Source organism: Nocardioides sp. AE5, from assembly GCF_031844485.1.
Lineage (GTDB): Bacteria > Actinomycetota > Actinomycetes > Propionibacteriales > Nocardioidaceae > Nocardioides.
Map to the genome: position 1 here is coordinate 97187 of NZ_JAUZVI010000005.1, position 24393 is coordinate 121579.

Genomic DNA, 24393 nt, shown 5'->3' on the forward strand with positions numbered 1-24393 from the left:
CGTTGTGTCGGCGCCAGGTCATAGGCTCACCGTCATGGCCTTGGAAACCTCCCTCGAGTCGCCCGCACCCCTGCGGGTGATCGCGGACCGCCTGGACGGCTGGATCAGCCGCCTCGGGGCAGTCTGGGTGGAGGGCCAGGTGGCACAGGTCAACCGGCGGGCCAGTTCCAACACGGTCTTCATGACGCTGCGTGACTCGGTCGCGGAGATCTCGATGACGCTCACCTGCTCCAAGGTGCTCTTTGACGGGCTCAACCCACCCGTGGTGGAGGGCGCCAGTGTGGTGGTCCACGCCCGGCCCTCGTTCTATGCGGCACGCGGCACCCTGTCGCTGTATGCCCGCGACATCCGGATGGTCGGGCTCGGCGAACTGCTGGCCCGGCTGGAGCGCCGCCGCCAGCTCCTCGCTGCAGAGGGTCTCTTCGCCGCCGAGCTGAAGCGCCGCCTGCCCTTCCTGCCGGGCCGGATCGGCCTGGTCACCGGCGCCAACTCCGCCGCTGAGCGGGACGTGCTCGAGGTGGCCCGTCGTCGCTGGCCGGCCGTCCAGTTCGAGGTGGTCCATGCCACCGTCCAGGGACCCAGGTGCGTCCCCGAGGTGATGGCGGGCCTGGCCCGACTCGATGCGGACCCGGCCGTGGACGTGATCGTGATCGCCCGCGGGGGCGGATCGATCGAGGACCTGCTGCCCTTCTCCGACGAGGCCCTGGTCCGGGCCGTGCACGCTGCCCGGACGCCGGTCGTCTCGGCCATCGGCCACGAGCCCGACACTCCCCTGCTGGACCTGGTCGCCGACGTGCGGGCGGCCACCCCCACCGACGCGGCGAAGCTGGTGGTCCCGGACATGGCCGAGGAGGCGCGCCGGGTCACCGAGGCGCGCGACCGGCTCCGGCGCACGCTGGCCGGTTGGCTGGACCGGGAACAGGCCGCGCTGGTGGCGCTCCGCTCCCGCCCGTCGATGGCGGATCCCCGCAACCTGCTCGCCGACCGCGCCGAGGAGGTTACTGCGCTGCGCGAGCGCGCCCGCCGCACCATGGACCACCGCCTCGAGCGCGCCCGTGACGACGTACGCCACCACGCGGCACGCGTCAGCGCCCTCTCTCCCCTGGCCACGCTGCAGCGCGGATATGCAGTGCTGCAGGACGAGTCCGGCCATGTGGTGACCTCGGTCGCCCAGGTCACCACCGGGGCTCCGGTCTCCGTCCGGGTCGCCGACGGGCGCATCCACGCCACTGCCACGACCATCGACCACCTGGAGCCGGTCGTTGGCTCCACCGAGACCGACGAGGATCACGATGAGTGAACGTCCCAGCTATGAGACCGCGCGCGAGGAACTCGTCGCCGTCGTCCACCAACTCGAGGCAGGCGGCACCACCCTGGAGGAGTCACTGGCCCTGTGGGAAAAGGGCGAGCAACTTGCCCGGGTCTGCCAGGAGTGGCTCGACGGTGCCCGCGAACGACTCGATGCCAGCCTGGCCGAGGACGAGGACTGATCAGTCCCCGGCGCCTGGTTGCTCCAGTGGCGTGGTGACCAGCGAGGCAGCCACCTCGCGGACCAGTTCCGGGTCCGCGGTCCCGAAGACCAGCAGCACGGTGTCGTCGAGTTCGATCCCGACGCCGTAGTCGCCCCCGTCGTCGGTCCAGGATTGCCAGGTCTCACCCAGTTCGCTGTCCAGGCGTACGTCGTCGCCGGACTCTGCGTCCGGGTCGATCAACTGCTCGACCCAGTCCGTCATCGGGAAGCGGCCCTGATAGATCCCGATGAACCGGCCGTCTGCGAGCAGGTCGACCTTCCACTGTCTGGTCGGGTCATAGCCGACGTTGACCGCCTTGGTCCCGGCCGGGAGCGCCGGCGGGTAGGCGATCTGCATGGCGCCAGGGCCGGCGTCGGTCTGGATCTGCTCGACCACCGAGAGGTAGTCGATCGCCTCACGTTCGACGACCAGGTCGTCACGCGTCACGGCGCGGAAGAGGACGAAGGCGACGATCACCGCGATGGTGACCAGCATGGCGCCGAGCATCCCGGAGTTGCGGCGCGTGTAGCGACCGGCCCCACCTGCGCTCACTGCCGGGCCTCGCCGCGGACGGGCCGGCTGGGCTGGGTGCTGACTGATCGATTCACGGTGCTCCCGGGGCAGGTCGGTGGAACGCGCCAACGCTAGCCGACCGGCGTACGACGGGACCCATGCGGCCCATCCCTGCCGTGTGCTGCGGGCCGCATGGCGTTCGCTGCTCCGGATGCGGAATGCTGTCGCCATGGCGTCGTACCCGCCACGCCACCGTTGAAAGGTCCGTGACTCCATGAAGTTCCGCCACCTGGTGCTCGTGCCCCTGCTCACCCTGCTGCCGTTGAGCGCCTGCTCGTCGGACGGACAGGAACTCACCGTGGTCGCCGCCGCGTCGTTGACCGAGACGTTCGAGGAGCTGGCAACCGAGTTCGAGAAGGAGCACGACGGCGTCGAGGTCACCTTCTCGTTCGGCTCCAGCACCACCCTGGCCGAGCAGGCCATCGAGGGCGCGCCCGGTGACGTGCTGGCCACCGCGGATGAGAAGTCGATGCTCACCGCACGGGACGGCGACGCCCTGGCCAAGGATCCGACCGAGTTCGCCACCAACCGCCTGGTGATCGTAGTCCCCGCCGGCAACCCGGCGCAGATCACCGGCCTGGCCGACCTGGCCGGCACCGACTGGGTCCGCTGTGACGACGAGGTGCCGTGTGGCCGGCTCGCGTTGACCCTCCTGTCCGCCAACCAGGTCGCGGCCGATCCGGTCAGCCGCGAGATCGACGTCAAGGCCACCCTGGCCAAGGTGGTCGAGAACGAGGCCGACGCGGGCCTGGTCTATGCCACCGATGCGGCGTCGGCCGGCGACGCGGTCGAGACGATCGAGATCGCGGGCTCGGAGGGTGAACTCAACCGCTACTTCATCACGCCGCTGGTCCAGGACGACAGCGACGGCCTGGCGCAGGAGTGGATCGACTTCCTCGCCTCCGAGACCGGCCAGCGGATCCTCACCGAGGCAGGATTCGGCAAGCCGGAGTGATCCGGGTGAAGGACCCCCTGGGCAGGCCGCCGGCACGACTCCTGGTGCCGGCCGCGCTGGCCACCCTGCTCCTCCTGGTGCCGTTGGTGGCCCTGGTGGTGAGCACGCCGTGGTCGCTGCTCGGCGAGCAGCTGGCCTCGCGCGACCTGCGGCTGGCGTTGTGGCTCTCGGTCCTCACCGCGACCGTGGCGATGCTGGTCTGCCTGGTCATCGGCCTCCCGCTGGCCTGGGTGCTGGCCCGGCTCGAGTTCCCGGGCCGCGGCCTGCTGCGGGCACTGGTCACCGTGCCGCTGGTGCTGCCCCCGGTCGCCGCCGGCGTGGCCTTGATGGCGGCCTTCGGTCGCAACGGGCTGGTCGGCGCACCGTTGCGTGAATTGACCGGGTTGACGCTGCCCTACAGCACTGCCGGGGTGGTCCTGGCGCACACGTTCGTCTCGTTGCCCTTCGTGGTGCTGGCGATCGAAGGGGCATTGCGCTCGGCGCGCAAGGAGTACGACGCCGCCGCGGCGACGCTGGGCGCCACCCGGTGGTGGGCCTTCCGCACGGTGACCGTGCCGCTGGCGATGCCCGGCATCCTGGCCGGGATGATGCTCGGCTGGGCCCGGTCGATCGGCGAGTTCGGTGCGACCATCACCTTCGCTGGCAACTATCCCGGGACCACCCAGACGATGCCGTCGCTGATCTATGTGTCGATGAACTCCAACCCGGAGGCGGCACGCTCCCTGGCGCTGGTGCTCCTGGTCTTCTCCGTCGCCGTCCTGGTGCTGTTGCGCGACCGATGGCTGGCCACGCCATGAGCGGCCTCGAGGTCGACCTGCAGGTGCCCGGCCGGGTCCACGCACAGGTGCACGCCGAGGCGGGCGACGTGGTCGCGGTGATCGGCCCCAACGGCGCAGGCAAGTCGAGCCTGGTCAAGGCGATCGCCGGGACCGTCCCCGCGACCGGGAGCGTGCTGCTCGGCGGGCGCGACCTGGCCACCTTGCCGATCCGGGAGCGCCGGGTCGGCCTGGTCTTCCAGGACCAGTTGCTCTTCCCCCACCTGGATGCCTTGCGCAACGTGGCCTATGGGCCCCGCGCGCGCGGAGTGGCCAGGGCGACGGCGTACGAGGTGGCACGGTCGTGGCTGGAACGCGTCGGCGCGGGCGACCTGGCCGACCGCCGACCGGGCGAACTCTCCGGCGGCCAGGCGCAGCGGGTCGCGATCGCGCGGGCGCTGGCCAGTGATCCGGACCTGCTGCTGCTCGACGAGCCGATGTCCGGCCTCGACGTCGGGGTGGCGATCGGCCTGCGACTGGAACTCTCGTGCCACCTGGCGGAATACGCCGGCATCACGCTGCTGGTCACCCATGACGCGATCGACGCGCTCACCGTGGCCAACCGGGTCCTGGTGATCGAGGACGGCCAGGTGGTGCAGTCCGGGACCCCGGCCGAGGTGGCGCAGCACCCGGCCACCGACCACGTGGCCCGACTGGTCGGCCTCAACGTGGTTCGCGGGCCCGATCGCACGCTCACCTTCGCCCCGAGCGCGGTGGCGTTGTGGGCTCACGAACCGGTGGGGAGCCCACGGTTGCGCTGGTCGGGCGAGGTCGCCCAGGTGACCGGTCACGGCGCGGCGCTGCGCGTCGTCGTACGGACCGATGGGGGTGGGCCGGAACTGATCGCCGACGTCACCCCGGCAGCCGCCACCGAGCTCGGCCTCGCGCCGGGGCGTGTCGTGTGGGCCACCGTGAAGGAGACGTCGGTGCAGTCGTTCACCGACAGGAGCGGGTGAGCCGATAGCATGCGGCCCATGCCTACACGCCCCGAACAGTTCCGCGTCGCCCCCGAGTCCCCCGACCGCAACCTCGCACTGGAACTGGTCCGGGTCACCGAGGCCGCCGCGATGGCGGCCGGTCGCTGGGTGGGCCGCGGTGACAAGAACGGCGCGGACGGCGTCGCAGTCAACGCGATGCGGGTGATGATCTCCGGGATCGGGATGAACGGCACCGTGGTGATCGGCGAGGGCGAGAAGGACAACGCCCCGATGCTCTACAACGGCGAGCAGGTCGGCGACGGCACCGGGCCCGAGTGCGACGTCGCGGTGGACCCGATCGACGGCACCACCCTGACTGCCAAGGGGATGACCAACGCGGTTTCCGTGCTGGCGGTTGCCCCGCGCGGCACGATGTATGACCCCTCGGCCGTCTTCTACATGGACAAGCTGGTCGCCGGCCCCGAGGCCGCGGACGTGGTGGACATCCGGCTGCCCGCGACGAAGAACATCCAGCTCGTCGCGAAGGCGAAGGGCGTCTCGGCCGAGGACATCACCGTCTGCGTCCTGGACCGTCCGCGCCACCAGGCCCTGGTCGAGGAGATCCGCTCCACCGGCGCGCGGATCAAGTTCATCTCCGACGGTGACGTCGCGGGAGCGATCATGGCCGCCCGCCCCGACACCGGCATCGACCTGCTGATGGGCATCGGCGGCACCCCGGAGGGCATCATCACCGCCTGTGCGATGAAGTGCATCGGCGGCGTGATCCAGGGTCGCCTGTGGCCCAGCGATGACGACGAACGCCAGCGCGCCGTCGACGCCGGTCACGACCTCGACGCGGTGCTGACCACCGACGACCTGGTCACCGGTGACGACTGCTTCTTCGTGGCCACCGGGATCACCGACGGCGAGTTGATGAAGGGCGTGCGCTACCGCCCCGGCGGCGCCACCACGCACTCGCTGGTGATGCGCTCGCGCAGCGGGACGATCCGCCAGATCATCTCCGAGCACAAACTGGAGAAGCTGCGCGCCTATTCGGCGATCGACTTCAAGCGCTGACCCTTCGCCGCTCCTTCGCAGGAAACGGCCCCGCTCCTTCGCCTACAACGGCGCCTCTTCTTCACGTGTAACGCGGGGTTATCGTCGCTGGAGTAGTGCTGTGCGTCCCTTTTCCGTCAACAGCACCGCACAAGTGCCGCCGTACGGCGTACCGCGCGCGCCAGCCCAAGATCAGGAGGCAGCGGGCCGAGCGATCAACCGCGCCTCCTGGGCACGCAACTCGGCAACCACGCAGTCGGCGACCCGCGGGTCGATGGCGAGACCGATGTGGCTGGCCGACACCTCGATCGAGCGGGCCAGGGGATCCACGCACGACCCCGCGGCAACCATGCCGTCGCCGGGCGACCAGATGCAGGTGAGGCCGACACCTTCGGGGATCGGCTGGCGTGACTCTTCCCAGGCCTGGCGCGCACAGTCCCCGGCGACACAGGACTCGTTCATCAGGCCGGGGATGCCAGCGCGACTCAACCGGACCAGCACATCGGCCGCGGCGAGCAGGACCGGGTGGGACGCACCCGGCGCCAGCATCGGACTGCCCAGGGTGATGATCCCCGAGACCAAGTCGGGACGGCGTACGGCGAGGCCGCGGGCGATCATCCCGCCCAGGCTGTGCCCGACGATCCGCACCCGCCGTTCCCGCTTGGCCGCGATCGCTTCCAGCCGCCGCTCCAGCAGCGCCGCACTGCCGGTCAGGCAGGAGACGTTGGAGGTGATCCGGGAGTTGTAGGTGCGGAACCCTTTGCGGCGCAGGGTGCGGGCCATCAGATGCAACGAATAGTCGCCGGCCAGGAAGCCCGGCACCAGGAGCACCGGCTCCGAGGCGCGCTGCGGCGAGCGATCGACGTACGCCGTGCCACGGCGTTCGCGCCGCAGCGAACCGGCGCGCAGCACCGCCCGCCCGGCCTCACCGACGAGGGCAGTCTCCTTGAGCAGGTGGTGCATCCGGGGTTGCTCGAATCCCGCAGGCGCCAGGAAATCTCCCAGCGGGTTGCCAGCTGCCATCCCCATGGACAGACACGCTAGCCGGTCCTGCCGGTTTCGCGGGGCAGATTGAACCGGCAGCGGCATCGTCGTGTTGGATGGAGTCCATGTCCCCTTCACCTGAGGTCAAGGTCTCCGAGGAGCTCTTCGCGCCGGTCAGTCCCGGTGTCGAGCTCTGCTACCAGACATTCGGCGAGTCCGATGCCGACCCCTTGCTGCTGGTGATGGGGCTGGGCGGGCCGATGACCTGGTGGGACGCCGAGTTCTGCACGCTGCTCGCCCGCAAGGGCTTCTACGTGATCCGCTATGACAACCGCGACACCGGCAAGTCGACCAGCATGCCCGACCGGGTCTCCCGTGCCGACGTCGTCCGTGCCGGGCTCGGACTGCCCGGCGCCAAGGCGCCGTACCCGCTCTCCGACATGGCCTCCGACGCGGTCGGCCTGCTGGACCACCTCGGCATCGACGCGGCGCACGTGGCGGGCATCTCCATGGGCGGGATGATCGTGCAGACCCTGGCCGTCGAGCACCCGGGCCGGGTCCGTTCGCTGGTCTCGATCATGTCCACCACCGGCAAGCGCACCGTCGGATGGCAGCACCCCAGCCTGCTTCCCCGGCTGCTCACCAAGCGGCCCACCGAGCGGGCCGCCTATGTCGAGCAGTCGGTGGCGATGGGGGCGATGATCGGTTCCCCGGCCTATCCGGAGCCGAGGGAATCGGCAGTACGGCGTGCCGAGGAGACGTGGGATCGCGGCCTGAACGGGCCGGGCGTGCTGCGCCAGATGCTGGCGATCCTGACCCAGCCCAACCGCTCCCGGGCGCTGCGCTCGGTGACGGTCCCGTCGATGGTGATCCACGGGTTGGCCGACAAGATGGTCCACGTCTCCGGTGGCCGTGCCACGTCGGCTGCCCTGCCCGGCTCGGAACTGCTCCTGGTCGAGGGGATGGGCCACGACCTGCCCCGTGACCTGTGGGAGAGCATCGCGGACGGGATCAAGCGGACCGCGAACCGCTCGTCCTCCTGAGCAGGTAGGTGTCCATCACCCAATCGGAGTGCTCCCGGGCCTCGGCGCGGACGGTGCGGATCTCGTCGATCACGGTGTCCAGTCGGCCCGCGACGAGGGCCTCCGTGGGAGTGCCCAGGTTGGCGCCCCACCAGATCCGCCACTGGTCCTGATCGGCCAGCGTGGCGCAGGCGAGCCGCCCGTCCAGCATCACCGCGATGTTCTCCGCCCCCTGTCCGACGGCCTCGGCCAGGCGTCGTCCGGTGGTGATCACCGTCGGTTGCCCGACCTCGTGGAGCACGATCCGGTGCCGGGCCGCGAGCACCTGCAGCGACGAGATCCCCGGCAGCACGTCCCACGCGAAGGTGACATTGGCCCGTTCGGCGATCCGTTCCACCACCCGGATCGTGGAGTCATAGAGCATCGGATCGCCCCAGACCAGGAAGGCAGCATCGCCGTCACGCTCGGCGAGCACCTGCTCGTACGCCGCGGCGCGCGCCTCGTGCCAGTCGATCACCGCTCCGGTGTAGTCGGCCGGGTCGTTCCGGTCCCGCTCCGGGTCGCGCACCTCGACCACCTCAGGATCACCGTGGCGGGCGGCGATCTCGCGCCGTGCAGCCAGCAACCGGTCGTCGTCCGACTTGGCCGCGGCGATCACGAAGTCCACGCTGCGGATCGCCTCGGCCGCCTCGGCGGTGACCTGGTCGGGATGCCCGGATCCGATCCCGATGATCCGGACCCGCCTCATGCGCCGTCGTCCTCGAGGTCGCCCTCCAGGTCGAGGTAGACCTGCTGCATTGCCGCCACGAGGTCGGGGTCGGGCTCGGCCCACAGGCCTCGTTCCGCGGCCTCGTCGAGCCGCTCGATGATGCCGCGCAGCGCCCACGGGTTGGCCTGCTTCATGAACTCCTGGTTGGTCTCGTCGAGGACGTATTCCTGGGCGAGCTTCTCGTACATCCAATCGTGCACGACCCCGGCGGTCGCGTCGAACCCGTAGAGATAGTCGACCGTCGCGGCCAGTTCGAAGGCCCCCTTGTAGCCGTGGCGCTGCATCGCGGAGATCCAGCGGGGGTTGACCACCCGGGAGCGGAAGACGCGGGCGGTCTCCTCGGCGAGGGTGCGGGTCCGTACGGCGTCCGGTGTGGTCGAGTCGCCGACGTACGCCCGCGGGGCCTTGCCGGTCAGTGCCCGGACGGTGGCGATCATCCCGCCGTGGTACTGGAAGTAGTCGTCGGAGTCGGCGATGTCGTGCTCGCGGGTGTCGATGTTCTTCGCAGCCACGGTGATCCGGCGATAGTTGGCCTCCATGTCGGCGCTGGCCGGCGCGCCGTCCAGGTCCCGGCCGTAGGCGAAGCCGCCCCAGGCCGTGTAGACCTCAGCCAGGTCCTTGTCGTCGCGCCAGTTGCCGGACTCGATCACCTGCAGGATCCCGGCGCCGTACGAGCCCGGGCGGGAGCCGAAGATCCGGGTGGTGGCACGCCGGGCATCACCGTGCTCGGCCAGGTCGGCCTGCGCATGGGCGCGGACGAAGTTCTGCTCGTCCGGCTCGTCGGCCTCGGCCGCCATCCGGATCGCGTCGTCCAGCATGGCGATCACGTGCGGGAAGGCGTCGCGGAAGAAGCCCGAGATCCGCACCGTCACGTCGATCCGGGGGCGGCCCAGTTCCTCGAGCGGGATCAGCGACAGGCCGGTGACCCGGCGGGATGCCTCGTCCCACTCCGGGCGCACGCCGACCAGGGCGAGCACTTCGGCGATGTCGTCACCGGAGGTGCGCATTGCGCTGGTGCCCCATGCGGAAAGGCCGACCGAGCGCGGCTCCTTCCCGGTCTCGGCGACGTGGCGCGCGATGAGGGAGGAGGCCATGGCCTGTCCGGTCTCCCAGGCCAGTCGGGACGGCACCGCACGTGGGTCGACGGTGTAGAAGTTGCGCCCGGTGGGGAGCACGTTGACCAGGCCCCTCAGCGGAGAGCCGCTCGGGCCGGCGGGGATGAAGCCGCCGTCGAGTGCGTGCAGCACCGCGTCCAGTTCGTCGGTGGTCTTCGCCAGCCGCGGCACCACCTGGGTGGCTGCGAAGTCCAGGATCGCGGCCAGCGCGGGATCCGGGTCGGGCTCGTGCGCGGCGAGTACGTCGTCGACCGCGGTGGGATCCCAGTTTGCGTCCTCCATCGCCTGGACCAAAGTGCGGGCGCGCTGCTCGATCGCGTCAACCTCGGTGGCGGGTGCCTCCTCCTTCAGGCCGAGCGCACTGCGCAGCCCCGGCAGGGAGGCCTGGTTGCCGCCCCAGATCTGGGCGGCGCGCAGGATGGAGAGGACCAGGTTGACCCGGCCCTCGCCCTCGGGCGCCTGGCCGAGCACGTGCAGCCCGTCGCGGATCTGGGCGTCCTTGATCTCGCAGAGCCAGCCGTCGATGTGGAGCATGAAGTCGTCGAAGTCGTCGTCCTCGGGGCGCTCCTCCATGCCGAGGTCGCGGTGGAGTTCGGCGGCCTTCATCAACTGCCAGATCTCGCCGCGGATGGCGGGCAGCTTGGCCGGGTCCATGGCAGCGATCCGGTCGTACTCCTCCATCAGGCCCTCGAGGCGGGCGATGTCGCCGTACGACTCGGCCCGCGCCATCGGCGGGATCAGGTGGTCGACGATGGTGGCATGCGCCCGGCGCTTGGCCTGGGCGCCCTCGCCGGGGTCGTTGACCAGGAAGGGATAGACCATCGGCAGGTTGCCGATCGCCGCGTCGGTGGCGCAGGTGGCGGCCAGCGCGGCGTTCTTGCCGGGCAGCCACTCCAGTGAGCCATGCTTGCCGAGGTGGACCACGGCATGCGCACCGAAGCCGTGCTGGTCCTGCGGTGCCTGCAGCCAGCGGTACGCCGCCAGATAGTGGTGGCTCGGCGCCAGCTCCGGGTCGTGGTAGATCGCCACCGGGTTCTCACCGAAGCCGCGCGGCGGCTGGATCATCACCACGATGTTGCCGGCGCGCAGGGTGGCCAGCACGATCTCGCCGGCATCGTTGACGAAGAGCGTCCCCGGCGCCGCACCCCAGGCCTCGACGATCTCCTCGCGCAGCGCGGCCGGCAGGTCGGCGGTCCAGGCCTCGTAGTCGGCCTTGCCGATCCGCACGTGCGACTCCGAGAGCTGGGCCGCGGTCAGCCACTCCTCGTCCTGGCCGCCGGCGGCGATCAGGGCGTGGATCAGTCCGTTGCCGGCCTCGGTGTCGTCGTCGAGGTCGAGGAAGCGGGTGACCTCTCCCCCGGGTCCACCCAGGTCATAGCCGGCATCACGCATCCGGCGCAGCAGCCGGATCGCGGAGACGGGGGTGTCCAGGCCGACTGCGTTGCCGATCCGGGCGTGCTTGGTGGGATACGCCGAGAGCATCAGCGCGATCCGGCGTTCCTGCGGTGCGATGTGGCGCAACCGGGCGTGGTTGACCGCGATCCCGGCGACCCGGGCGCAGCGCTCGGCATCGGCGACGTACCGCGGCAGCCCAGCCGGGTCGTCGGGGTCGATCTCCTTGAAGGAGAACGGCGCGGTGATGATCCGCCCGTCGAACTCAGGGATCGCGATCTGGTTGGCCGAGTCGAGCGGGGTGACACCGTCGTCGCTGGCCTCCCACTCCGCGCGGCTGGAGGTCAGGCAGAGTCCCTGCAGCACGGGGATGTCCAGGGCCTCCATCCGCTCGACGTCCCACGCCTCGTCGTCCTCCCCTGCACTGGCGGTGCCGGGTGCCGTGCCGCCCGCGGCCAGGACGGTGACGACCACGGCATCCAAGGTGGCCAGGGCGTCGTACAACTCGTCGGGTGCCGAGCGGAGCGATGAGGAGAAGATCGGCAGGCCGACCGCCTCGCCGGTTGCGTCGATCGCGTCGGCCAGGGCGTGCGCGAAACCGGCGTTGCCACTGGCCTCGTGAGCGCGGTAGTAGAGGACACCGATCCGGGCGCGGTCCTCGGCCCCGGCCAATGCCTCGCGCGCCGCCCAACCCCACTCGGGCACGACGTACGGCGGCTCGAACCCCTCGCCGGTGAGCAGCACGGTGTCGGAGAGGAAGGCATGCAGGTTGGCCAGGTTGCCCGCCCCGCCCTGGGCCAGGTAGGCGTGCGCCTCGGCCGCGGTGCCGACCGGGACCGTCGAGTGGCCCATCAGCTCTGCGTCCGGTGCCTGCTCCCCGCCGAGGACGACGACGGGTACGCCGGTGGCCAGCACTGCGTCGAGGCCGTCGGACCAGGAACGGGCGCTGCCCAGGATCCGGACCACGACCAGGTCGGCACCCTCCAGCAGGCCCGGGAGGTCCTCGGCCACATCCAGCCGCGCCGGGTTCCCGAGCGCGTAGTCGGATCCGGCGGCGCGGGCGCTGAGCAGGTCGGTGTCGGAGGTGGAGAGGAGGGCGATGCGGGTCATGGGTTCTCCTGGCTTGCTCGTGGGTCAGGACTGTGGTGGTCGGGGTGGGCTGTGCGGGTGCGGGACAGGCGGTGTTCGGCCACCGGGACCCCGGCAACGAGGTGTTCGCGCGCAATGCGCCGGATCGCGTCGGGGCCGGCCTTGCCGTACCAGACGTCGTCGGGCTGGACGGAGACGACCGGGGCGTGGTTGCACGGGAACTGGCATCCGGTCTGGGTGACCAGGACGTCGTCATCGCCCTGGCCCAGGTGCATGAGTTCGATGGCGAGCGCCTCCGCGGTCTTGTCCGAGGCCAGCGCGGTGCACCGTGGCCCGCGGCAGACGAGGACCTGGTGGCGGTGGCGCGGGACGTCCTCCCAGGCTGCGGAGGTCAGGGGCGCCTCCGCCCCGTGGATCGGACGGGTGACGTCGAGGACCAGGTCCAGGTCGAGGTCGCTGCGCGCCATCGCCGTGGTCACCTCGACCACGGGACGGCCCGCCTCGGGACGCTCGCGCCACCAGTGGCTGGCGATCCGGCGCAGCCACGAGTTGGCCGGGGCAAGGGTGCCGAGGCAGACCCCGACCAGGACGATCCGGGTGGTGCCGGCGTCGGCGAGCCGATCGAGTTCCCAGCGCAGCGAGGGGTCCCCGAGTTGCAGGTAGGCGACGCTGGCGTCGTACTCACCCTCGGTGGTGGTCCGTGCGGCCAGGACGGCGAGGCTGTCGTGGGCGTCAGCCTCGCGGACCGACATCCCCACCAGCACCAGGGCCGGACGGTGCGGGTGGCCCGCGCTGGTGGATGGGAGCGTGGGCGTGGGTTCAGCCATGCCGGGCCTCCTCTCGTTCCAGTGGGCCGTCCCAGACCAGGTGCGGCCGACCATTGCGCGGGTGGGCCTCGACGCTGGCCCGGACGGCGTACACCCAGCGGAGCAGGTCGCCGGTGAGCACCTCGGCGACGGCACCCGCGGCGACCACCCTGCCGGCGTCGAGGACGACCAGGCGATCACAGAAGCCGGCCGCCAGTTCGAGGTCGTGCAGCGCGGCGACCGTGGTCAGGCCGAGATTCCTCACCCGGGTCAGGAAGTCGAGTTGGTGGCCGAGGTCGAGGTGGTTGGTGGGTTCGTCGAGGAGCAGCACCCGTGGTTGCTGGGCAAGGGCGCGGGCCAGTTGGGTCCGCTGCTTCTCTCCTCCGGAGAGAGTCTGCCAGCGACGAGCGGACAGGTGGGTGACCTGGGCGATCCCCATCGCCTCCTCGATGATGCTGGGGTCGTCCGGGCTGCCGGACCACCGGCCGCGGTGCGGGATCCGGCCCAGCTCCACCACGTCGCGGACCGAGAGGTCCAGGTTGGTGGAGGACTCCTGCTCGACCATGGCGATGGTGCGGGCCCGTTCGGTGGCTGGCATGGCGGCGAGGCGCTGGCCTCCGACCAGGACGGAGCCGGCCGATGGCTTGCGCAGCCCGGCCATCAGGTGCAGCAGGGTGGTCTTGCCGGAACCGTTGACGCCGAGCAGGCCGGTGACGGTGCCCGGCTCGGCGACGAGGTCGACGTCCTCGATGATCGTGCGTCGTGCCACTCGCCAGGCCAGGGACTGGGTCTCGATCCTCACGCTGACCTCACCCCGCTTCCCGGTGCCGACGGAGCAGGAATGCGAAGAACGGCGCACCGACCACTCCGGTCACCACGCCGAGCGGGATCTCCCGGCCGTCGACGAGGGAGCGGGCGAGCAGGTCAGCCCAGACCAGGATGAGGCCTCCTGCCAGCGCGCTCATCGGCAGCAGCAGGCGGTGTCCCGGCCCGGTCAGGATGCGCACCATGTGGGGCACCACCAGGCCGACGAATCCGATCATCCCGGCGAACGCAACAACACAGGCGGTGACCAGTGCGGTGCCGCAGAGCAGGGTCCAGCGCAGTCGGGTGACGTTGATCCCCAGTGAGGTCGCCGAGACCTCGCCGAACGCGAACGCGTCGAGCTTGCGGCCGGCGGTCAGCGCGAGCAGGGTTGCCGCCACCGCGACCACGGCCAGGATGATCGCCGAGTCCCAGCGGACACCGGCCACCGAACCCAGGGTCCAGGTCAACACGCGGCGAGCGGCGTGGCTGTCTCCGGTCATGAGCACCAGGAACGAGGTGTACGCCGCGCACGCCTGTCCGACCGCGACCCCGGCCAGGACCGTCCGGGCCGGGGGCAGGCTGCCGCCGGGTCCGGTGGCCAGCGCCAGCACCAGGACGAGTGCGGCCAACGCTCCCGCGAAGGCGGCGGCGCCGACGGCTGCCGAGCCGGCCAGGCCAGCGAAGGAGACACCGAGCACGATCACCGTCACCGCACCGACCGCGGCGCCGCCCGAGATCCCGAGCAGGTAGGGGTCGGCCAGGTCGTTGCGGGTGATCGACTGGAGCACGGCGCCGCAGATGGCCAGGGCGGCTCCCACTGCGGCCGCCCCCAGCACGCGCGGCATCCGCAGTTGCCAGATCAGCCGGTCGTCGATCACGGTGACGCCGAACTCGCCCAGCCCCAGGCGCCGGGCCACGACCGCGAGCACGTCAGGGACCGGGACCGGGACCGAACCAACGCCCAGGGCGATCGCCATCGAGAGCACGAGCAGGCCGGCCGCGACCACCAGCGCGAGGGCACCGAGCGGTCGCGACCTGTTCAGGACCGGGCCGCGCACCTGCTGGTGCGCGACCCGGTCGTGGAGTTGGGTCACCTGTTCGCGGCGAGCTTCTCGAGTTGCTCGGAGACGCCCACCGCACCGTCCACGAGGCGCACGCCCGGGGTGGACTCGGAGAACGGGATCGTCACGAAGGCCTCGTCCTGGACCGCGGTCAGCTGGCTCAGCACCGGGTCGCCCCTGAGGTAGGCGATCTTCTCCTCGGCAGTGGACCAGGCAGCGTCTGCGAAGACGATCACGTCCGGGTCGGCGGCAATGACGCTCTCCCAGTTGCCCTCGTTCCAGCCACCGTCCAGGTCGGCGAAGATGTTCGTCGCCTTGACCGCGTCCAGGACCAGCTGAGGTCCGCCGCCCCCGGCACCGACGGTCGGGGTCTTGTCGCCACCGTCGTACCAGAACACGGTCAGGCCCTCACCGGCCGCGGTGGTGGCGAGCTCGTCGAGCTGAGCCTGCTGCGTGTCGCGGAACTGCTCTGCCGCGGCGGGATCGCCCAGGGCCTTGGCCACGGCGTCGATCTCGTCCCAGACCGCTTCGAAGGAGGGCTCGGGGCGCTGCGTCTTGTCCTCACAGCCGAATGGCGAGAGGTAGGACGCCGTACCCTTCTCGTCCAGGTCTGTCTGGGTGCCAGCCACCTCCGGGGTGAACGCGCTGCCGTAGGAGGCGTAGAGGAAGTCCGGGTCGGCTGCGACCAGTTCCTCGTTGGTGGGGTATTCGTCGGAGAGGACGGGGACCGCGTCATAGGCCGCTCGCCACTTCTCGGGGATCTCGTCGTCCAGGTACGCCGTGCCCGCGAGCCGGTCGGACAGCCCCAGCGCGAGGACGACCTCGGTCGCCCCCTGGTTGAGGGTGATCGCCTTGGTCGGGCGGGCCTCGATCGTCGAGGTGTGGCCACAACTGGTGACCTCGACCGGGTAGGCGTCGCCGGGGTCGGCTGCCTTCTTCTCGGACTCGGGCTCGCCGGCGCAGGAGGCCAGGACGAGGACGGCGGCTGCTCCGAGCACGGCGGCGCGGACGGTCTTGCTGGCGGTGTTGCGGTGCGTGAACGGACGCACGGGTCGACTGACCATTGGTTTCTCCAAACCCTCGTGGAACAAAAACGCCGTGGCCGGTCTCCTGGCTTCCGTCTCGACGTCTCCGGCCAACCTTCCCGGGCCCGGACGGATCCAGTTCCCAGTGGTCCGGTGCCCCCGTTGTTGCTGGATCGGGCACCGCAAGGGCCGTCGACTGGACGGCTACAGTGGCGAGGGCCGCGCCGGCATCAGACCGGCTTCCCGTGCACCACGGCAAGGTGGACTCTAGCAACGCCCTCATCCGGGCATTGCGCGTGCAGGATCGACGACCACCTCCTCCGGTTCGACGAGCAGGTGCAGCCGGCCGGTGACCGGGTGGCGCACCCTGGCCACGTGTACGCCGAACACCTCTGCGACGCGCTCGGCGCTCAGCGCTTCCTCGGGGTCGCCGACGCCGTGCACCCTGCCCTGGTGCAGCACCACGACCTCGTCGAGGTAGCGGGCCGCCAGGTGGAGGTCGTGGATGGCCGCGATCACCGTGACGTCGAGGTCACGGACCGTGGCGAGCAACTCGTGCTGGTGGCGCAGGTCGAGGTGGTTGGTCGGCTCGTCGAGGACCAGCAGGTCGACGTCCTGGGCCAGGGCGCGGGCGAGGAGGACCCGGCGCAACTCCCCACCGGAGAGCTGGTCCACGGCACGATCGGCGAAGTGCGCCAGGTCGAGGCGCTCCAGGGCCGCCATGGCGTGATCGTCGACTGGCTCACTGGACCAGGGCGAGCGGTGCGGCAATCGGCCGAGCGCCACCAGTTCCCGGACCAGCAGGTCGGCAGGGGGTGCCTCGTGCTGGGAGACCACCGCCATCTGCCGGGCGCGCTCCCGGGCCGTGAAGCTGGCCAACGGGCGACCCTTGAGCAGCACCTCCCCGGCGTGGGGGCGATCAACGCCGGTCAGGGCGCGGAGCAGGGTGGACTTGCCCGAGCCGTTGGGCCCGACCAGGGCCACCCGGCCACCACGGGGGACGGTCAGGTCGACGTCACGCAAGACACTGTGCCTTCCCCGCCCGCAGGCCAGGCCACGGGCCTGGAGGTGGATGTTCACGACTCACCCCCGAAGCGATAGCGGCGCCTGCCCAGGAGCACGAGGAAGACCGGGGCACCGACGATGCCGGTGACCACGCTCAACGGGATGTCCTGGGGCGGGGCCAGCACCCGGGCAGCGACGTCGACCCAGACCAGGAAGAGTGCCCCGAGCACGGCAGCCACCGGAAGCAACCTGCCGTGCAGCGGACCCACCAGGAGTCGGGCGACGTGCGGGATGATCAGGCCGACGAAGCCGATCGCCCCCGAGACGGCGACCATCACTCCGACCAGCACTGCCTGCGAGACGAAGAGGACGATCCGCAGGCGTGCCACCGGGACGCCGAGGCCCTCGGCGACGTCCGCGCCGGTGAGCAGTCCGTCCAGCCAGCCGCGGATCAGCACCAGCGGGACCAGCACGGCGACCAGGACCACCAGCGGCAGCAGGAGTTGTTCCCACGAGGCGCGGGCCAGGCTCCCCAGCAGCCAGAAGAGCACGCCCTGGGCCATCTGCGGCTCGGCGCTGCGGAAGACCAGATAACTGGCCATCGCGGAGAAGGCCGAGGCGAGCACGGTGCCGGTGAGCACCAGGCGCAGCGGGGTCAGTCCGCCCTGGCTCAGGGTGATCCCGAAGACGGCGATCGCGGCCAGCACGGCTCCGATCATCGCCCCCGCGGAGATGGCCCAGGTGCCGGCTGCGGCCAGCACGCCCAGGGTGATCACCGCGGTCGCGCCGACACTCGCCCCGGCGGAGACTCCCAGCAGGTAGGGGTCGGCGAGCGGGTTGCGGACCAGGGTCTGCACGATCGTGCCGGCGACGGCGAGGCCTCCGCCGACGATGGCCGCCAGGATCACGCGTGGTGCCCGGATGTTCCACACGATCCGGTCCTCCACCGACCCGTCGGCGCCGCCGGTGATCCGTGCCTGCCACACGTCGACGACGTCGGCGAAGGAGATGTGGGTCGGGCCGAACATGGTGCCGGCCGGCAGGCTGACCAGGAGCGCGACGGAACTGACGATGAGCAGGGGCACCACCGGGACCCGTCGCATTCCGGCCGGGACGGGACCTGCGGTCCGCGCATCGTTTCCCGTTCCGGGTTCCGGCACGGCCGTGGTCTCCCCGGCACTGTCGCGCCGCGTGGTGAGGTCACTGTGCGCCATCGGAAACCAACTCCAGGGGTTTCGGGGCCGCCCCAGCCAGCGTCTCCTGCCATCGGGACCGCACCTCGTCCTCGCCCAGGTCGCTGCACGAGGCACAGGCCCGCTTCTCCGGTGCCAGCCGGATCAGGCAGCAGGTGTGGCGGCGGTGGGCGAGGCTCTCGCCCCAGGGAGCCTCGACGGCCTCCCAGCTGATCGGCACGCTCGCCCAGGGCCAGACCGGCGCAGCCAGGCACGAGACGGCAGCACGACGTACGTCGGGGCGGGAGGCGGGAGCCACCCCGTCATGTGCACGCCGCCAGGCTCCGGCCACGGCCGCCGCGACATTGCCCCAGGCCACCTTCTCGGTGATCCTGGAAACGGTGCGTGACGCAGTGAGGATGCCCTCGAGGTGTGCGACGAGGTGCTCGGCCACCCCCGCGGGCGAGCACGGCGCCATTGCCTCGTCGAATGCAGGGACCCAGATCCCGACGGTTCGACCGTCCGCCAGCCGCACCCCCGTGTCGAGGTCGGCCAGCGGCAGTCCGCGACCGGTCAGCGCCCACCTCCCGACGGAGAGCGCCGCAACCCGTCCGGCGTACCCCTGCAGGGCACAGGATCCACCGACGACGAGGCTCGTCGAGCCGATGCCTGCGGCATAGGCACGCGCGATGCCCGGCCACACCGACGCCTCACGCAGTGCCGCGGAGCGATGCCACCCCTGCTCCGGGCCGGTGGGCGGCCCCTGGAGCAGGTAGGAGGCGGGGTCGGCCTCGGCAAGGCGGGTGAGGACCGCGTCCGGCGTCATCGCAGGTCGATGGTGCCGGTGATCCCCGACTCGGGCAGCAGGCCCAGTTCCTCCAGCCCGGCACGCAGTTGCTCGGCTGCCTCGATGTTGCCGTAACCGCTGGTGAACAGGGCCAGCGGCAGCACGATGATCCGGTCCTGCTGGACGGCCTCGGAGTCCTTCAGCGCGGCGTGCGTGCGGATCGTCTCGATCTTGGACGCGACCTCGTTCGGGTCATCGCTGCGGTAGTCCATCACCAGGATCGCGTCCGGGTCCTTGGCGGTGACCGCCTCCCAAGAGGCGCGGAACCAGGTGGTGTCCTCCTCGGCGAAGACGTTCTCGGCACCGGCCGCGTCGATGATGCCCTGCGGCGGACCGTTGCGGCCGGAGGTGTAGACGTCGGTGGTGGCGCTGTCGAAGAGCAGGATGCGCGGCGCGGCATCCCCCTGCGGTGCCGCCTCCAGCGCAGCCAGCCGCTCCTCGAGCTCGGCCAGCGCCTCGTCGGCCTTGTCCTCGTGGCCGGTGAGGATGCCGTAGTTCTCGATGTCGGCACGCAGCGCGTCCCACGGGCCCATCGTGCCGAGCTTTGACTCGGATCCGGCAGCAGAATCCTGCCGGCAGCTGTCGGAGATGACGTACGTCGCGATGCCCTGTCCCTCGGCGTCCTCGCGGGTCACCCCCGAGGAGCCGGAGAAGAGGCCGCTGTAGGAGCCGATCAGCAGGTCGGGGTCGGGGCCGACGATGGACTCGATCGAGATCGGGCTCTGCAGCCGCGGGACATCGCTGACGTCGACGTCGAAGAGCTCGTTCATCAGGGCGTCGTTGCCCGGCGAGAGGGACATTGCGGCGATCTGGTCGATGGCGCCGACCCGGAGCAGGGTCCCGATGTTGGCCGAGTTGCTGGTCGCGATCAGACGCTGGACGGGCACGTCGTACGTCGCCTGCTCGCCGCAGTTCTCGATCTGGGTGTTGCCCTCGGCCGTCGTGGCGTCGGAGCCGCAGCCGGCCAGCAGCAGGCCGCTCAGGGACAGGGTGGCGGCCAGCGCGGTGGCCTTGGACATGCGGTGCATGGCATTCCTCGGGGTCATGGCTCATGCGCGGAGCCAGCGGATGGGGACAGGGCGGACCCTGCTGCCAGCAGGTCTTCGGACTCGGGATCATCCGGACGGGACGTCTTCCCGGGAACGAGTCCCAGTGACGTGGTGTCCCGCCCGTCAACCCTCACCGCTGCGCGTCAGTCCCGGATTCCCACCGGGTTCCCTGGCTCGGTCGAGCTTGACTGGCAGGGCCACCCTAGGCCAACGGATCGGGCCCTGTCTCGCGGAGGCTCCCGGTGAGACCGAGGTCACCGGATGCCTACCATGTCCCAGTGACTTCCCGGACGCGTGGCGACCTCTGCCCCGGCGTACTGCGCCCGTGGCCCGCCGAGGACGGCGCACTGGTCCGGCTGCGGTTGATAGGTGGCGAGGTCTTGCCACGGTCTCTGGCGGCACTGATGGAGGTCGCCACCGCGTTCGGCAACGGCACGGTCCACCTGACCCGTCGCGCCAACCTGCAACTGAGGGCGCTGCCGTCCAGCGATGGGTGCCTCGATGCCGACGTGGTCGCGGCGATCGCTGCGACCGGGCTGCTGCCCGTGCCGAGCCATGAACTGGTCCGCAACGTGCTGGTCTCGCCGTTGACCGGCCTCGACGCGCCACAACCGTGTCGGTTGCTGTCACCTGGTGACAGTGAACGACACGTCAACGCGGGCCGGGTGGATCTGCGGCCGATGGCGGCGGCGCTGGACGAGGGCCTGTGTGCCGATCCGGTGTACGCCGGTCTGTCGGCGCGGTTCCTCTTCGTCCTCGACGATGGCCGCGGGGACGTCATCGACCGCCGTGGTGACCTCGGCCTGATCGCCCTGGACGCGTCACGGTGCCAGGTGCGGGTCGGTGACGAGTGGGGCCCCGTCGTCGCCGTGGACGATGCGGTCCCGTTGCTGCTGGACCTGGCCCGGGCCTTCGTCGCCGCCCGCGGGACCGGGCCGGAAGCCCCGTGGCACGTCAACGAACTGTCGGACCTCCTGCATCCCGTGGTCCCTGCGGATCCGGCCACCCGGGTGCGCAGCGAGCCGCCGGCGTACGGCGTCCTGGCGACAGGCATCGAGCATGTGCCGGTGCCGGACGGACTCCTCGATGCGAGCCTGCTGGCGCAGTTGCTGGAGCGGCACCCGGCCCGCCTGGTGGTCACTCCGTGGCGGTCCGTGATCGCCTGCACCTGAGCCTGTGGATGACGCCTGCGCCAGGGTCGCGTTCGGTGGCAACCTCCTTGCATGCGGACACCATGCGAGGAGATGAGGCACCATGGGAGTCATGACCACCCTGCCGTGGGGACGGCCCCTGACCCGCGAGGACCTCGACCGGGTCCCCTGGATCGGCACGGACGTCGAACTGGTCGACGGGTCGGCGGTCCTCACCCGTGAGCGCGCACCCTTCACGTCGGAGGACCGGGAACGGCTTCCGGAGGACGGTCGTCGACATGAACTCATCGGCGGGGCCCTCGTCATGACGCCGGCACCCGCACCACGGCACCAGTTCGTGTCGGGCAATCTCTTCCGCGTTCTCGACAGGGCGTGCCCGGACGCTCTCGCCGTCCTCTACGCCCCGGTGGATGTGATCCTCGCGGCGGGCACCGTGGTCGAGCCCGACCTCCTCGTCGCTCCGCGGGCGGCCTTCTCGGCGACGAACCTTCCCGTCCCGCCGCTCCTCGCCGTCGAGGTCCTCTCCCCGAGCACCCGACGCCTGGATCTCGGTCGCAAGCGTGATGCCTACGAGCAGGCGAGGGTCGCGGCGTACTGGGTGATCGATCCGGACAACGGCGAGTTCATCGCTTGGCAATTCGAGGACGGTTGCTTCGCCGAGGTGGCCCGGATCGGTCCCGGTGATGCCTGGTCCGCCGAGGTGCCGTTCCCGGTCACCGTCCGGCCCGCCGACCTGATCGAGCCGGGCACGATCTAGGCTGCCCTCGTCCTGTGGGGCAGGAACCCGGTGCGAGTCCGGGGCGGTTCCGCCACTGTGAGGTGCATCTGCGCCGAGCCAGACACTGGCCGCAGGACATCACCATCCGCTGATGGGGCGAGAACCCCGAGGAGTGACGATGTCCCTGACCAGGCCGCCCAAGCGCTACGAATACATCGATGACGGCGCGGCGATCTATCTCGACTCGTTCGCCACGATCCGGGCCGAGGCCCGCCTCGACCACCTGCCCGCCGGTGCCGAGAAGGTTGCGGTGCGGATGGTGCACGGCACCGGCCAGACCGACCTGACCGGTGACCTGGTGATCCATCCCGGACTGGTGACCGCCGCGCGTGGCGCGCTCGAGTGCGGGGCCCCGATCATCACCGACGCACACATGGTCGCCTCCGGCGTCACCCGGGCGCGGTTGCCCCGCGACAACGAGGTGCTCTGCCTGCTGCGCGACGAGCGGGTGCCGGAACTGGCCCGCGCGTTCGACACGACGCGCTCCGCGGCGGCGTTCTCCCTGCTCGGCGACCGACTCGACGGCGCCGTGGTGGCGATCGGGAACGCTCCCACCGCGCTCTTCCACCTGCTGGAGCTGCTGCTCGACGGAGCTCCCCGACCGGCGGCGATCATTGGTTGTCCGGTCGGCTTCATCGGGGCCGCCGAGTCCAAGGAGGCACTGGCGTCCTTCGCCGACGACCACGGCATCGACGTACCGTTCCTTACCGTCCGCGGGCGCCGCGGCGGATCCGCGATGACTGCCTCCGCGCTGAACGCACTGGCCCAGGAGACCGAGTGATGGCGAGGAGCGGAAGCGCAGGCATGCCGAGGCACGAGGCCTGCCGGAGCGAGGCACCGCAAGCATCACTCAAGGAGGCACAGTGATGGCAGGGCACCTGTACGGCGTCGGGCTCGGCCCCGGCGATCCGGAGTTGATCACCCGCAAGGCCGCCCGGCTGATCGCCACCGCCGACGTGATCGCCTATCACGCAGGCGTCGGCAAGGAGTCGAACGCGCGCCGGATCGCGGCCGACCTGATCCCGGACGGCGTGATCGAGGAGGAGTTGCGTTATCCGGTCACCACCGGCAGCACCGACCATCCGGGGGGGTACGCCGGCGCGATGGCGGCCTTCTACGAGGAATGCGCGGACAGGCTCCGCGCCCACCTGGAGGCGGGACGCACCGTCGTGGTGCTGGCCGAGGGCGACCCGCTCTTCTACGGCTCGTTCATGTATCTGCACGATCGGCTCTCCCCTGACTTCGTCACCGAGGTGGTCCCGGGCGTCCCGGCCTTCGCGGCCGCTACCGCGGTGGTCGCCACGCCACTGGTGCGGCAGACCGACGTGCTCACCGTGCTGCCCGGCACCCTTCCGGTCCCGGAGCTGGCGCGTCGCCTGGCCGACACCGACGGCGCGATCATCATGAAGCTCGGACGTCGCTTCCCCGGCGTGGTGGACGCGCTCGCCCAGGCGGGCAGGCTGGAGCATGCGTGGTACATCGAGCGCGCCTCGATGCCCGCCGAGCGATGGATGCGGGTCACCGAGGTCGACCCGGCGACGGTGCCGTACTTCTCGCTGATCGTGGTCCCGGGCGACTCACTGGCCGCCGACCCCGGCGGGCGCCGGGCTCCGGCGACCGAGGCCCGTTCCCGGGTTGCGGAGGGAGCCGCGGAGGTCCTCGTCGTCGGGCTCGGTCCTGGCCCCGAGGAGTGGCTCACTCCCGAGGCATCCACCGCCCTGGCACAGGTCAACCATGTGGTCGGCTATGCCCCCTATGTCAACCGGGTCCCGCAGCGGTCCGGACTGCAGCGGCACGCGTCGGGCAACACCGTCGAGGTGGACCGGGCCAGGTTCGCCCTCGACCTGGCGCTGCGCGGGGAACGGGTGGCCGTGGTCTCCGGCGGGGATGCCGGTGTCTTCGGGATGGCCTCCGCCGTCTTCGAGGCCGCCGAGGATCCAGCGTACGCCCAGGTGCCGGTCCGGGTGCTGCCCGGGGTGAGTGCGATCCAGGCCGTGGCGGCCCGCGCCGGCGCGCCGATCGGGGCCGACTTCGCGGTGATGAGCCTCTCGGACCGGCTCAAGCCGTGGCCGGTGATCGAGCGCCGACTGCGCGCTGTCGCCGAGGCCGACCTGGTGCTGGGGATCTACAACCCCGCCTCGCGTTCCCGCGTCGACCAGGTGGCGCAGGCGCAGAAGGTGCTCCTGGAGCACCGCTCCCCGGAGACCGTCGTCGTGATCGGGCGAGACATCGGGCGAGCTGAGGAGTCACTGGTCGTGACCACGCTGGGCGCCCTCGACCCGGCCACGATCGACATGAAGTGCCTGGTGCTGGTCGGTGCGTCGAGCACCCGCGTCACGTCCGCAGGGAGGGTCTGGACGCCGCGGTTCGTGGAGTGAGCCTCTGCCGACGGACATGCAGATCAGCGACGCGTCCAGCGCCGTGATCGGGAGACCCGCGTGCGAGGCGTCGAACTGCATGTCCGTCCGCACCACTCCCATCGGGAGCAGTCCGC

At 70.9% G+C, this 24393-nt stretch carries 23 protein-coding genes and 3 riboswitches; of the genes, 11 read left to right on the forward strand and 12 right to left on the reverse strand.

The window, feature by feature from the left end; genetic code table 11:
* Positions 1-34 precede the first annotated feature (34 nt).
* Both xseA and Q9R27_RS09425 read left to right on the forward strand, forming a co-directional pair.
* Positions 35-1300, forward strand: coding sequence for an exodeoxyribonuclease VII large subunit (xseA, locus tag Q9R27_RS09420; protein ID WP_311252119.1), 1266 nt, complete (start codon positions 35-37; stop codon positions 1298-1300).
* Positions 1293-1490, forward strand: a complete 198-nt coding sequence (locus Q9R27_RS09425) for an exodeoxyribonuclease VII small subunit (protein ID WP_311252120.1) — start codon at positions 1293-1295, stop codon at positions 1488-1490. The genes xseA and Q9R27_RS09425 overlap by 8 nt, the downstream gene beginning before the upstream one ends.
* Here the strand turns inward: Q9R27_RS09425 and Q9R27_RS09430 are convergent, their stop codons facing one another.
* Positions 1491-2063, reverse strand: coding sequence for a DUF4245 family protein (locus Q9R27_RS09430; RefSeq protein WP_311252121.1), 573 nt, complete (start codon positions 2061-2063; stop codon positions 1491-1493).
* Positions 2064-2298: 235 nt separating this feature from the next.
* Between Q9R27_RS09430 and modA the strand changes: the two genes are divergently transcribed.
* From modA to glpX, 4 genes are read left to right on the forward strand one after another with little or no spacing between them, the layout of a single operon-like run.
* Complete coding sequence (modA, locus tag Q9R27_RS09435; RefSeq protein WP_311252122.1) at positions 2299-3039, forward strand: molybdate ABC transporter substrate-binding protein; 741 nt, start codon at positions 2299-2301, stop codon at positions 3037-3039.
* 5 nt (positions 3040-3044) lie between these two features.
* Positions 3045-3836, forward strand: a complete 792-nt coding sequence (locus Q9R27_RS09440) for an ABC transporter permease (protein WP_311252123.1) — start codon at positions 3045-3047, stop codon at positions 3834-3836.
* Positions 3833-4810 carry an ABC transporter ATP-binding protein gene (locus Q9R27_RS09445; RefSeq protein WP_311252124.1) on the forward strand — a complete coding sequence of 326 codons (978 nt, stop codon included), beginning with the start codon at positions 3833-3835 and terminating at the stop codon, positions 4808-4810. Before Q9R27_RS09440 ends, Q9R27_RS09445 begins: the two co-directional genes overlap by 4 nt.
* An 18-nt stretch (positions 4811-4828) precedes the next feature.
* Positions 4829-5848, forward strand: a complete 1020-nt coding sequence (gene glpX / locus Q9R27_RS09450; RefSeq protein ID WP_311252125.1) for a class II fructose-bisphosphatase — start codon at positions 4829-4831, stop codon at positions 5846-5848.
* Between the two features lie 171 nt (positions 5849-6019).
* Here glpX and Q9R27_RS09455 read toward each other — a convergent pair whose 3' ends face one another.
* Positions 6020-6856: an alpha/beta fold hydrolase gene (locus Q9R27_RS09455; protein WP_311252126.1), complete on the reverse strand. Its 837-nt coding sequence runs from the start codon at positions 6854-6856 to the stop codon at positions 6020-6022.
* An 80-nt stretch (positions 6857-6936) separates the two neighbouring features.
* Between Q9R27_RS09455 and Q9R27_RS09460 the strand changes: the two genes are divergently transcribed.
* Positions 6937-7854, forward strand: coding sequence for an alpha/beta hydrolase (locus Q9R27_RS09460; RefSeq protein WP_311252127.1), 918 nt, complete (start codon positions 6937-6939; stop codon positions 7852-7854).
* Here the strand turns inward: Q9R27_RS09460 and cobF are convergent.
* The 10 genes from cobF to Q9R27_RS09510 form a co-directional block, all read right to left on the reverse strand.
* The gene (cobF, locus tag Q9R27_RS09465) at positions 7823-8581 is read right to left on the reverse strand and encodes a precorrin-6A synthase (deacetylating) (RefSeq protein WP_311252128.1); all 759 of its coding nucleotides are present in this window, start codon (positions 8579-8581) and stop codon (positions 7823-7825) included. The two genes, Q9R27_RS09460 and cobF, sit on opposite strands and share 32 nt — an antisense overlap.
* A complete protein-coding gene (gene cobN / locus Q9R27_RS09470) occupies positions 8578-12219 on the reverse strand; it encodes a cobaltochelatase subunit CobN (protein WP_311252129.1) in 3642 nt (1213 codons plus the stop codon). The genes cobF and cobN overlap by 4 nt, the downstream gene beginning before the upstream one ends.
* A complete protein-coding gene (locus Q9R27_RS09475) occupies positions 12216-13025 on the reverse strand; it encodes a (2Fe-2S) ferredoxin domain-containing protein (protein WP_311252130.1) in 810 nt (269 codons plus the stop codon). The genes cobN and Q9R27_RS09475 overlap by 4 nt, the downstream gene beginning before the upstream one ends.
* The gene (locus Q9R27_RS09480) at positions 13018-13806 is read right to left on the reverse strand and encodes an ABC transporter ATP-binding protein (protein WP_311252131.1); all 789 of its coding nucleotides are present in this window, start codon (positions 13804-13806) and stop codon (positions 13018-13020) included. The genes Q9R27_RS09475 and Q9R27_RS09480 overlap by 8 nt, the downstream gene beginning before the upstream one ends.
* Before the next feature lie 7 nt (positions 13807-13813).
* On the reverse strand, positions 13814-14854 hold the full coding sequence (locus Q9R27_RS09485; protein ID WP_311252265.1) for an iron chelate uptake ABC transporter family permease subunit: 1041 nt from the start codon (positions 14852-14854) through the stop codon (positions 13814-13816).
* A 47-nt stretch (positions 14855-14901) separates the two neighbouring features.
* Entirely contained in the window at positions 14902-15936 is a 1035-nt protein-coding gene (locus Q9R27_RS09490; RefSeq protein ID WP_311252132.1) for an ABC transporter substrate-binding protein, read from the reverse strand.
* Positions 15937-15954: 18 nt separating this feature from the next.
* A riboswitch (cobalamin riboswitch) is annotated at positions 15955-16167 on the reverse strand.
* Between the two features lie 9 nt (positions 16168-16176).
* Positions 16177-16920 (reverse strand): ABC transporter ATP-binding protein, encoded by a 744-nt coding sequence (locus tag Q9R27_RS09495; RefSeq protein ID WP_311252133.1) that lies wholly within the window; start codon positions 16918-16920, stop codon positions 16177-16179.
* Positions 16921-16973: 53 nt separating this feature from the next.
* Entirely contained in the window at positions 16974-17990 is a 1017-nt protein-coding gene (locus tag Q9R27_RS09500) for an iron ABC transporter permease (protein ID WP_311252266.1), read from the reverse strand.
* 112 nt (positions 17991-18102) lie between these two features.
* Positions 18103-18900: a hypothetical protein gene (locus Q9R27_RS09505; protein WP_311252134.1), complete on the reverse strand. Its 798-nt coding sequence runs from the start codon at positions 18898-18900 to the stop codon at positions 18103-18105.
* On the reverse strand, positions 18897-19940 hold the full coding sequence (locus tag Q9R27_RS09510) for an ABC transporter substrate-binding protein (protein WP_311252135.1): 1044 nt from the start codon (positions 19938-19940) through the stop codon (positions 18897-18899). Before Q9R27_RS09510 ends, Q9R27_RS09505 begins: the two co-directional genes overlap by 4 nt.
* A 57-nt stretch (positions 19941-19997) precedes the next feature.
* Positions 19998-20178: riboswitch (cobalamin riboswitch) on the reverse strand.
* Between the two features lie 70 nt (positions 20179-20248).
* Between Q9R27_RS09510 and Q9R27_RS09515 the strand changes: the two genes are divergently transcribed.
* The 4 genes from Q9R27_RS09515 (at position 20249) to Q9R27_RS09530 (ending at position 24277) form a co-directional block, all read left to right on the forward strand.
* Entirely contained in the window at positions 20249-21142 is an 894-nt protein-coding gene (locus Q9R27_RS09515; protein ID WP_311252136.1) for a nitrite reductase, read from the forward strand.
* A gap of 91 nt (positions 21143-21233) precedes the next feature.
* Positions 21234-21878, forward strand: coding sequence for a Uma2 family endonuclease (locus Q9R27_RS09520; protein WP_311252137.1), 645 nt, complete (start codon positions 21234-21236; stop codon positions 21876-21878).
* A riboswitch (cobalamin riboswitch) is annotated at positions 21860-21987 on the forward strand. (Overlaps the previous gene by 19 nt.)
* Before the next feature lie 30 nt (positions 21988-22017).
* Positions 22018-22680, forward strand: a complete 663-nt coding sequence (locus Q9R27_RS09525) for a precorrin-8X methylmutase (RefSeq protein ID WP_311252138.1) — start codon at positions 22018-22020, stop codon at positions 22678-22680.
* Between the two features lie 85 nt (positions 22681-22765).
* Positions 22766-24277, forward strand: a complete 1512-nt coding sequence (locus Q9R27_RS09530) for a precorrin-2 C(20)-methyltransferase (RefSeq protein WP_311252139.1) — start codon at positions 22766-22768, stop codon at positions 24275-24277.
* Positions 24278-24393: the final 116 nt, after the last annotated feature.

Excerpts from the sequence above, each read along its gene's own strand:
- xseA (WP_311252119.1), top strand. The coding sequence starts at position 35 with ATGGCCTTGGAAACCTCCCTCGAGTCGCCCGCACCCCTGCGGGTGATC.
- Q9R27_RS09425 (WP_311252120.1), top strand. The coding sequence starts at position 1,293 with ATGAGTGAACGTCCCAGCTATGAGACCGCGCGCGAGGAACTCGTCGCC.
- modA (WP_311252122.1), top strand. The coding sequence starts at position 2,299 with ATGAAGTTCCGCCACCTGGTGCTCGTGCCCCTGCTCACCCTGCTGCCG.
- Q9R27_RS09445 (WP_311252124.1), top strand. The coding sequence starts at position 3,833 with ATGAGCGGCCTCGAGGTCGACCTGCAGGTGCCCGGCCGGGTCCACGCA.
- glpX (WP_311252125.1), top strand. The coding sequence starts at position 4,829 with ATGCCTACACGCCCCGAACAGTTCCGCGTCGCCCCCGAGTCCCCCGAC.
- Q9R27_RS09455 (WP_311252126.1), bottom strand. The coding sequence starts at position 6,856 with ATGGGGATGGCAGCTGGCAACCCGCTGGGAGATTTCCTGGCGCCTGCG.
- Q9R27_RS09460 (WP_311252127.1), top strand. The coding sequence starts at position 6,937 with ATGTCCCCTTCACCTGAGGTCAAGGTCTCCGAGGAGCTCTTCGCGCCG.
- cobF (WP_311252128.1), bottom strand. The coding sequence starts at position 8,581 with ATGAGGCGGGTCCGGATCATCGGGATCGGATCCGGGCATCCCGACCAG.
- cobN (WP_311252129.1), bottom strand. The coding sequence starts at position 12,219 with ATGACCCGCATCGCCCTCCTCTCCACCTCCGACACCGACCTGCTCAGC.
- Q9R27_RS09475 (WP_311252130.1), bottom strand. The coding sequence starts at position 13,025 with ATGGCTGAACCCACGCCCACGCTCCCATCCACCAGCGCGGGCCACCCG.
- Q9R27_RS09490 (WP_311252132.1), bottom strand. The coding sequence starts at position 15,936 with ATGGTCAGTCGACCCGTGCGTCCGTTCACGCACCGCAACACCGCCAGC.
- Q9R27_RS09505 (WP_311252134.1), bottom strand. The coding sequence starts at position 18,900 with ATGACGCCGGACGCGGTCCTCACCCGCCTTGCCGAGGCCGACCCCGCC.
- Q9R27_RS09510 (WP_311252135.1), bottom strand. The coding sequence starts at position 19,940 with ATGTCCAAGGCCACCGCGCTGGCCGCCACCCTGTCCCTGAGCGGCCTG.
- Q9R27_RS09520 (WP_311252137.1), top strand. The coding sequence starts at position 21,234 with ATGACCACCCTGCCGTGGGGACGGCCCCTGACCCGCGAGGACCTCGAC.
- Q9R27_RS09525 (WP_311252138.1), top strand. The coding sequence starts at position 22,018 with ATGTCCCTGACCAGGCCGCCCAAGCGCTACGAATACATCGATGACGGC.
- Q9R27_RS09530 (WP_311252139.1), top strand. The coding sequence starts at position 22,766 with ATGGCAGGGCACCTGTACGGCGTCGGGCTCGGCCCCGGCGATCCGGAG.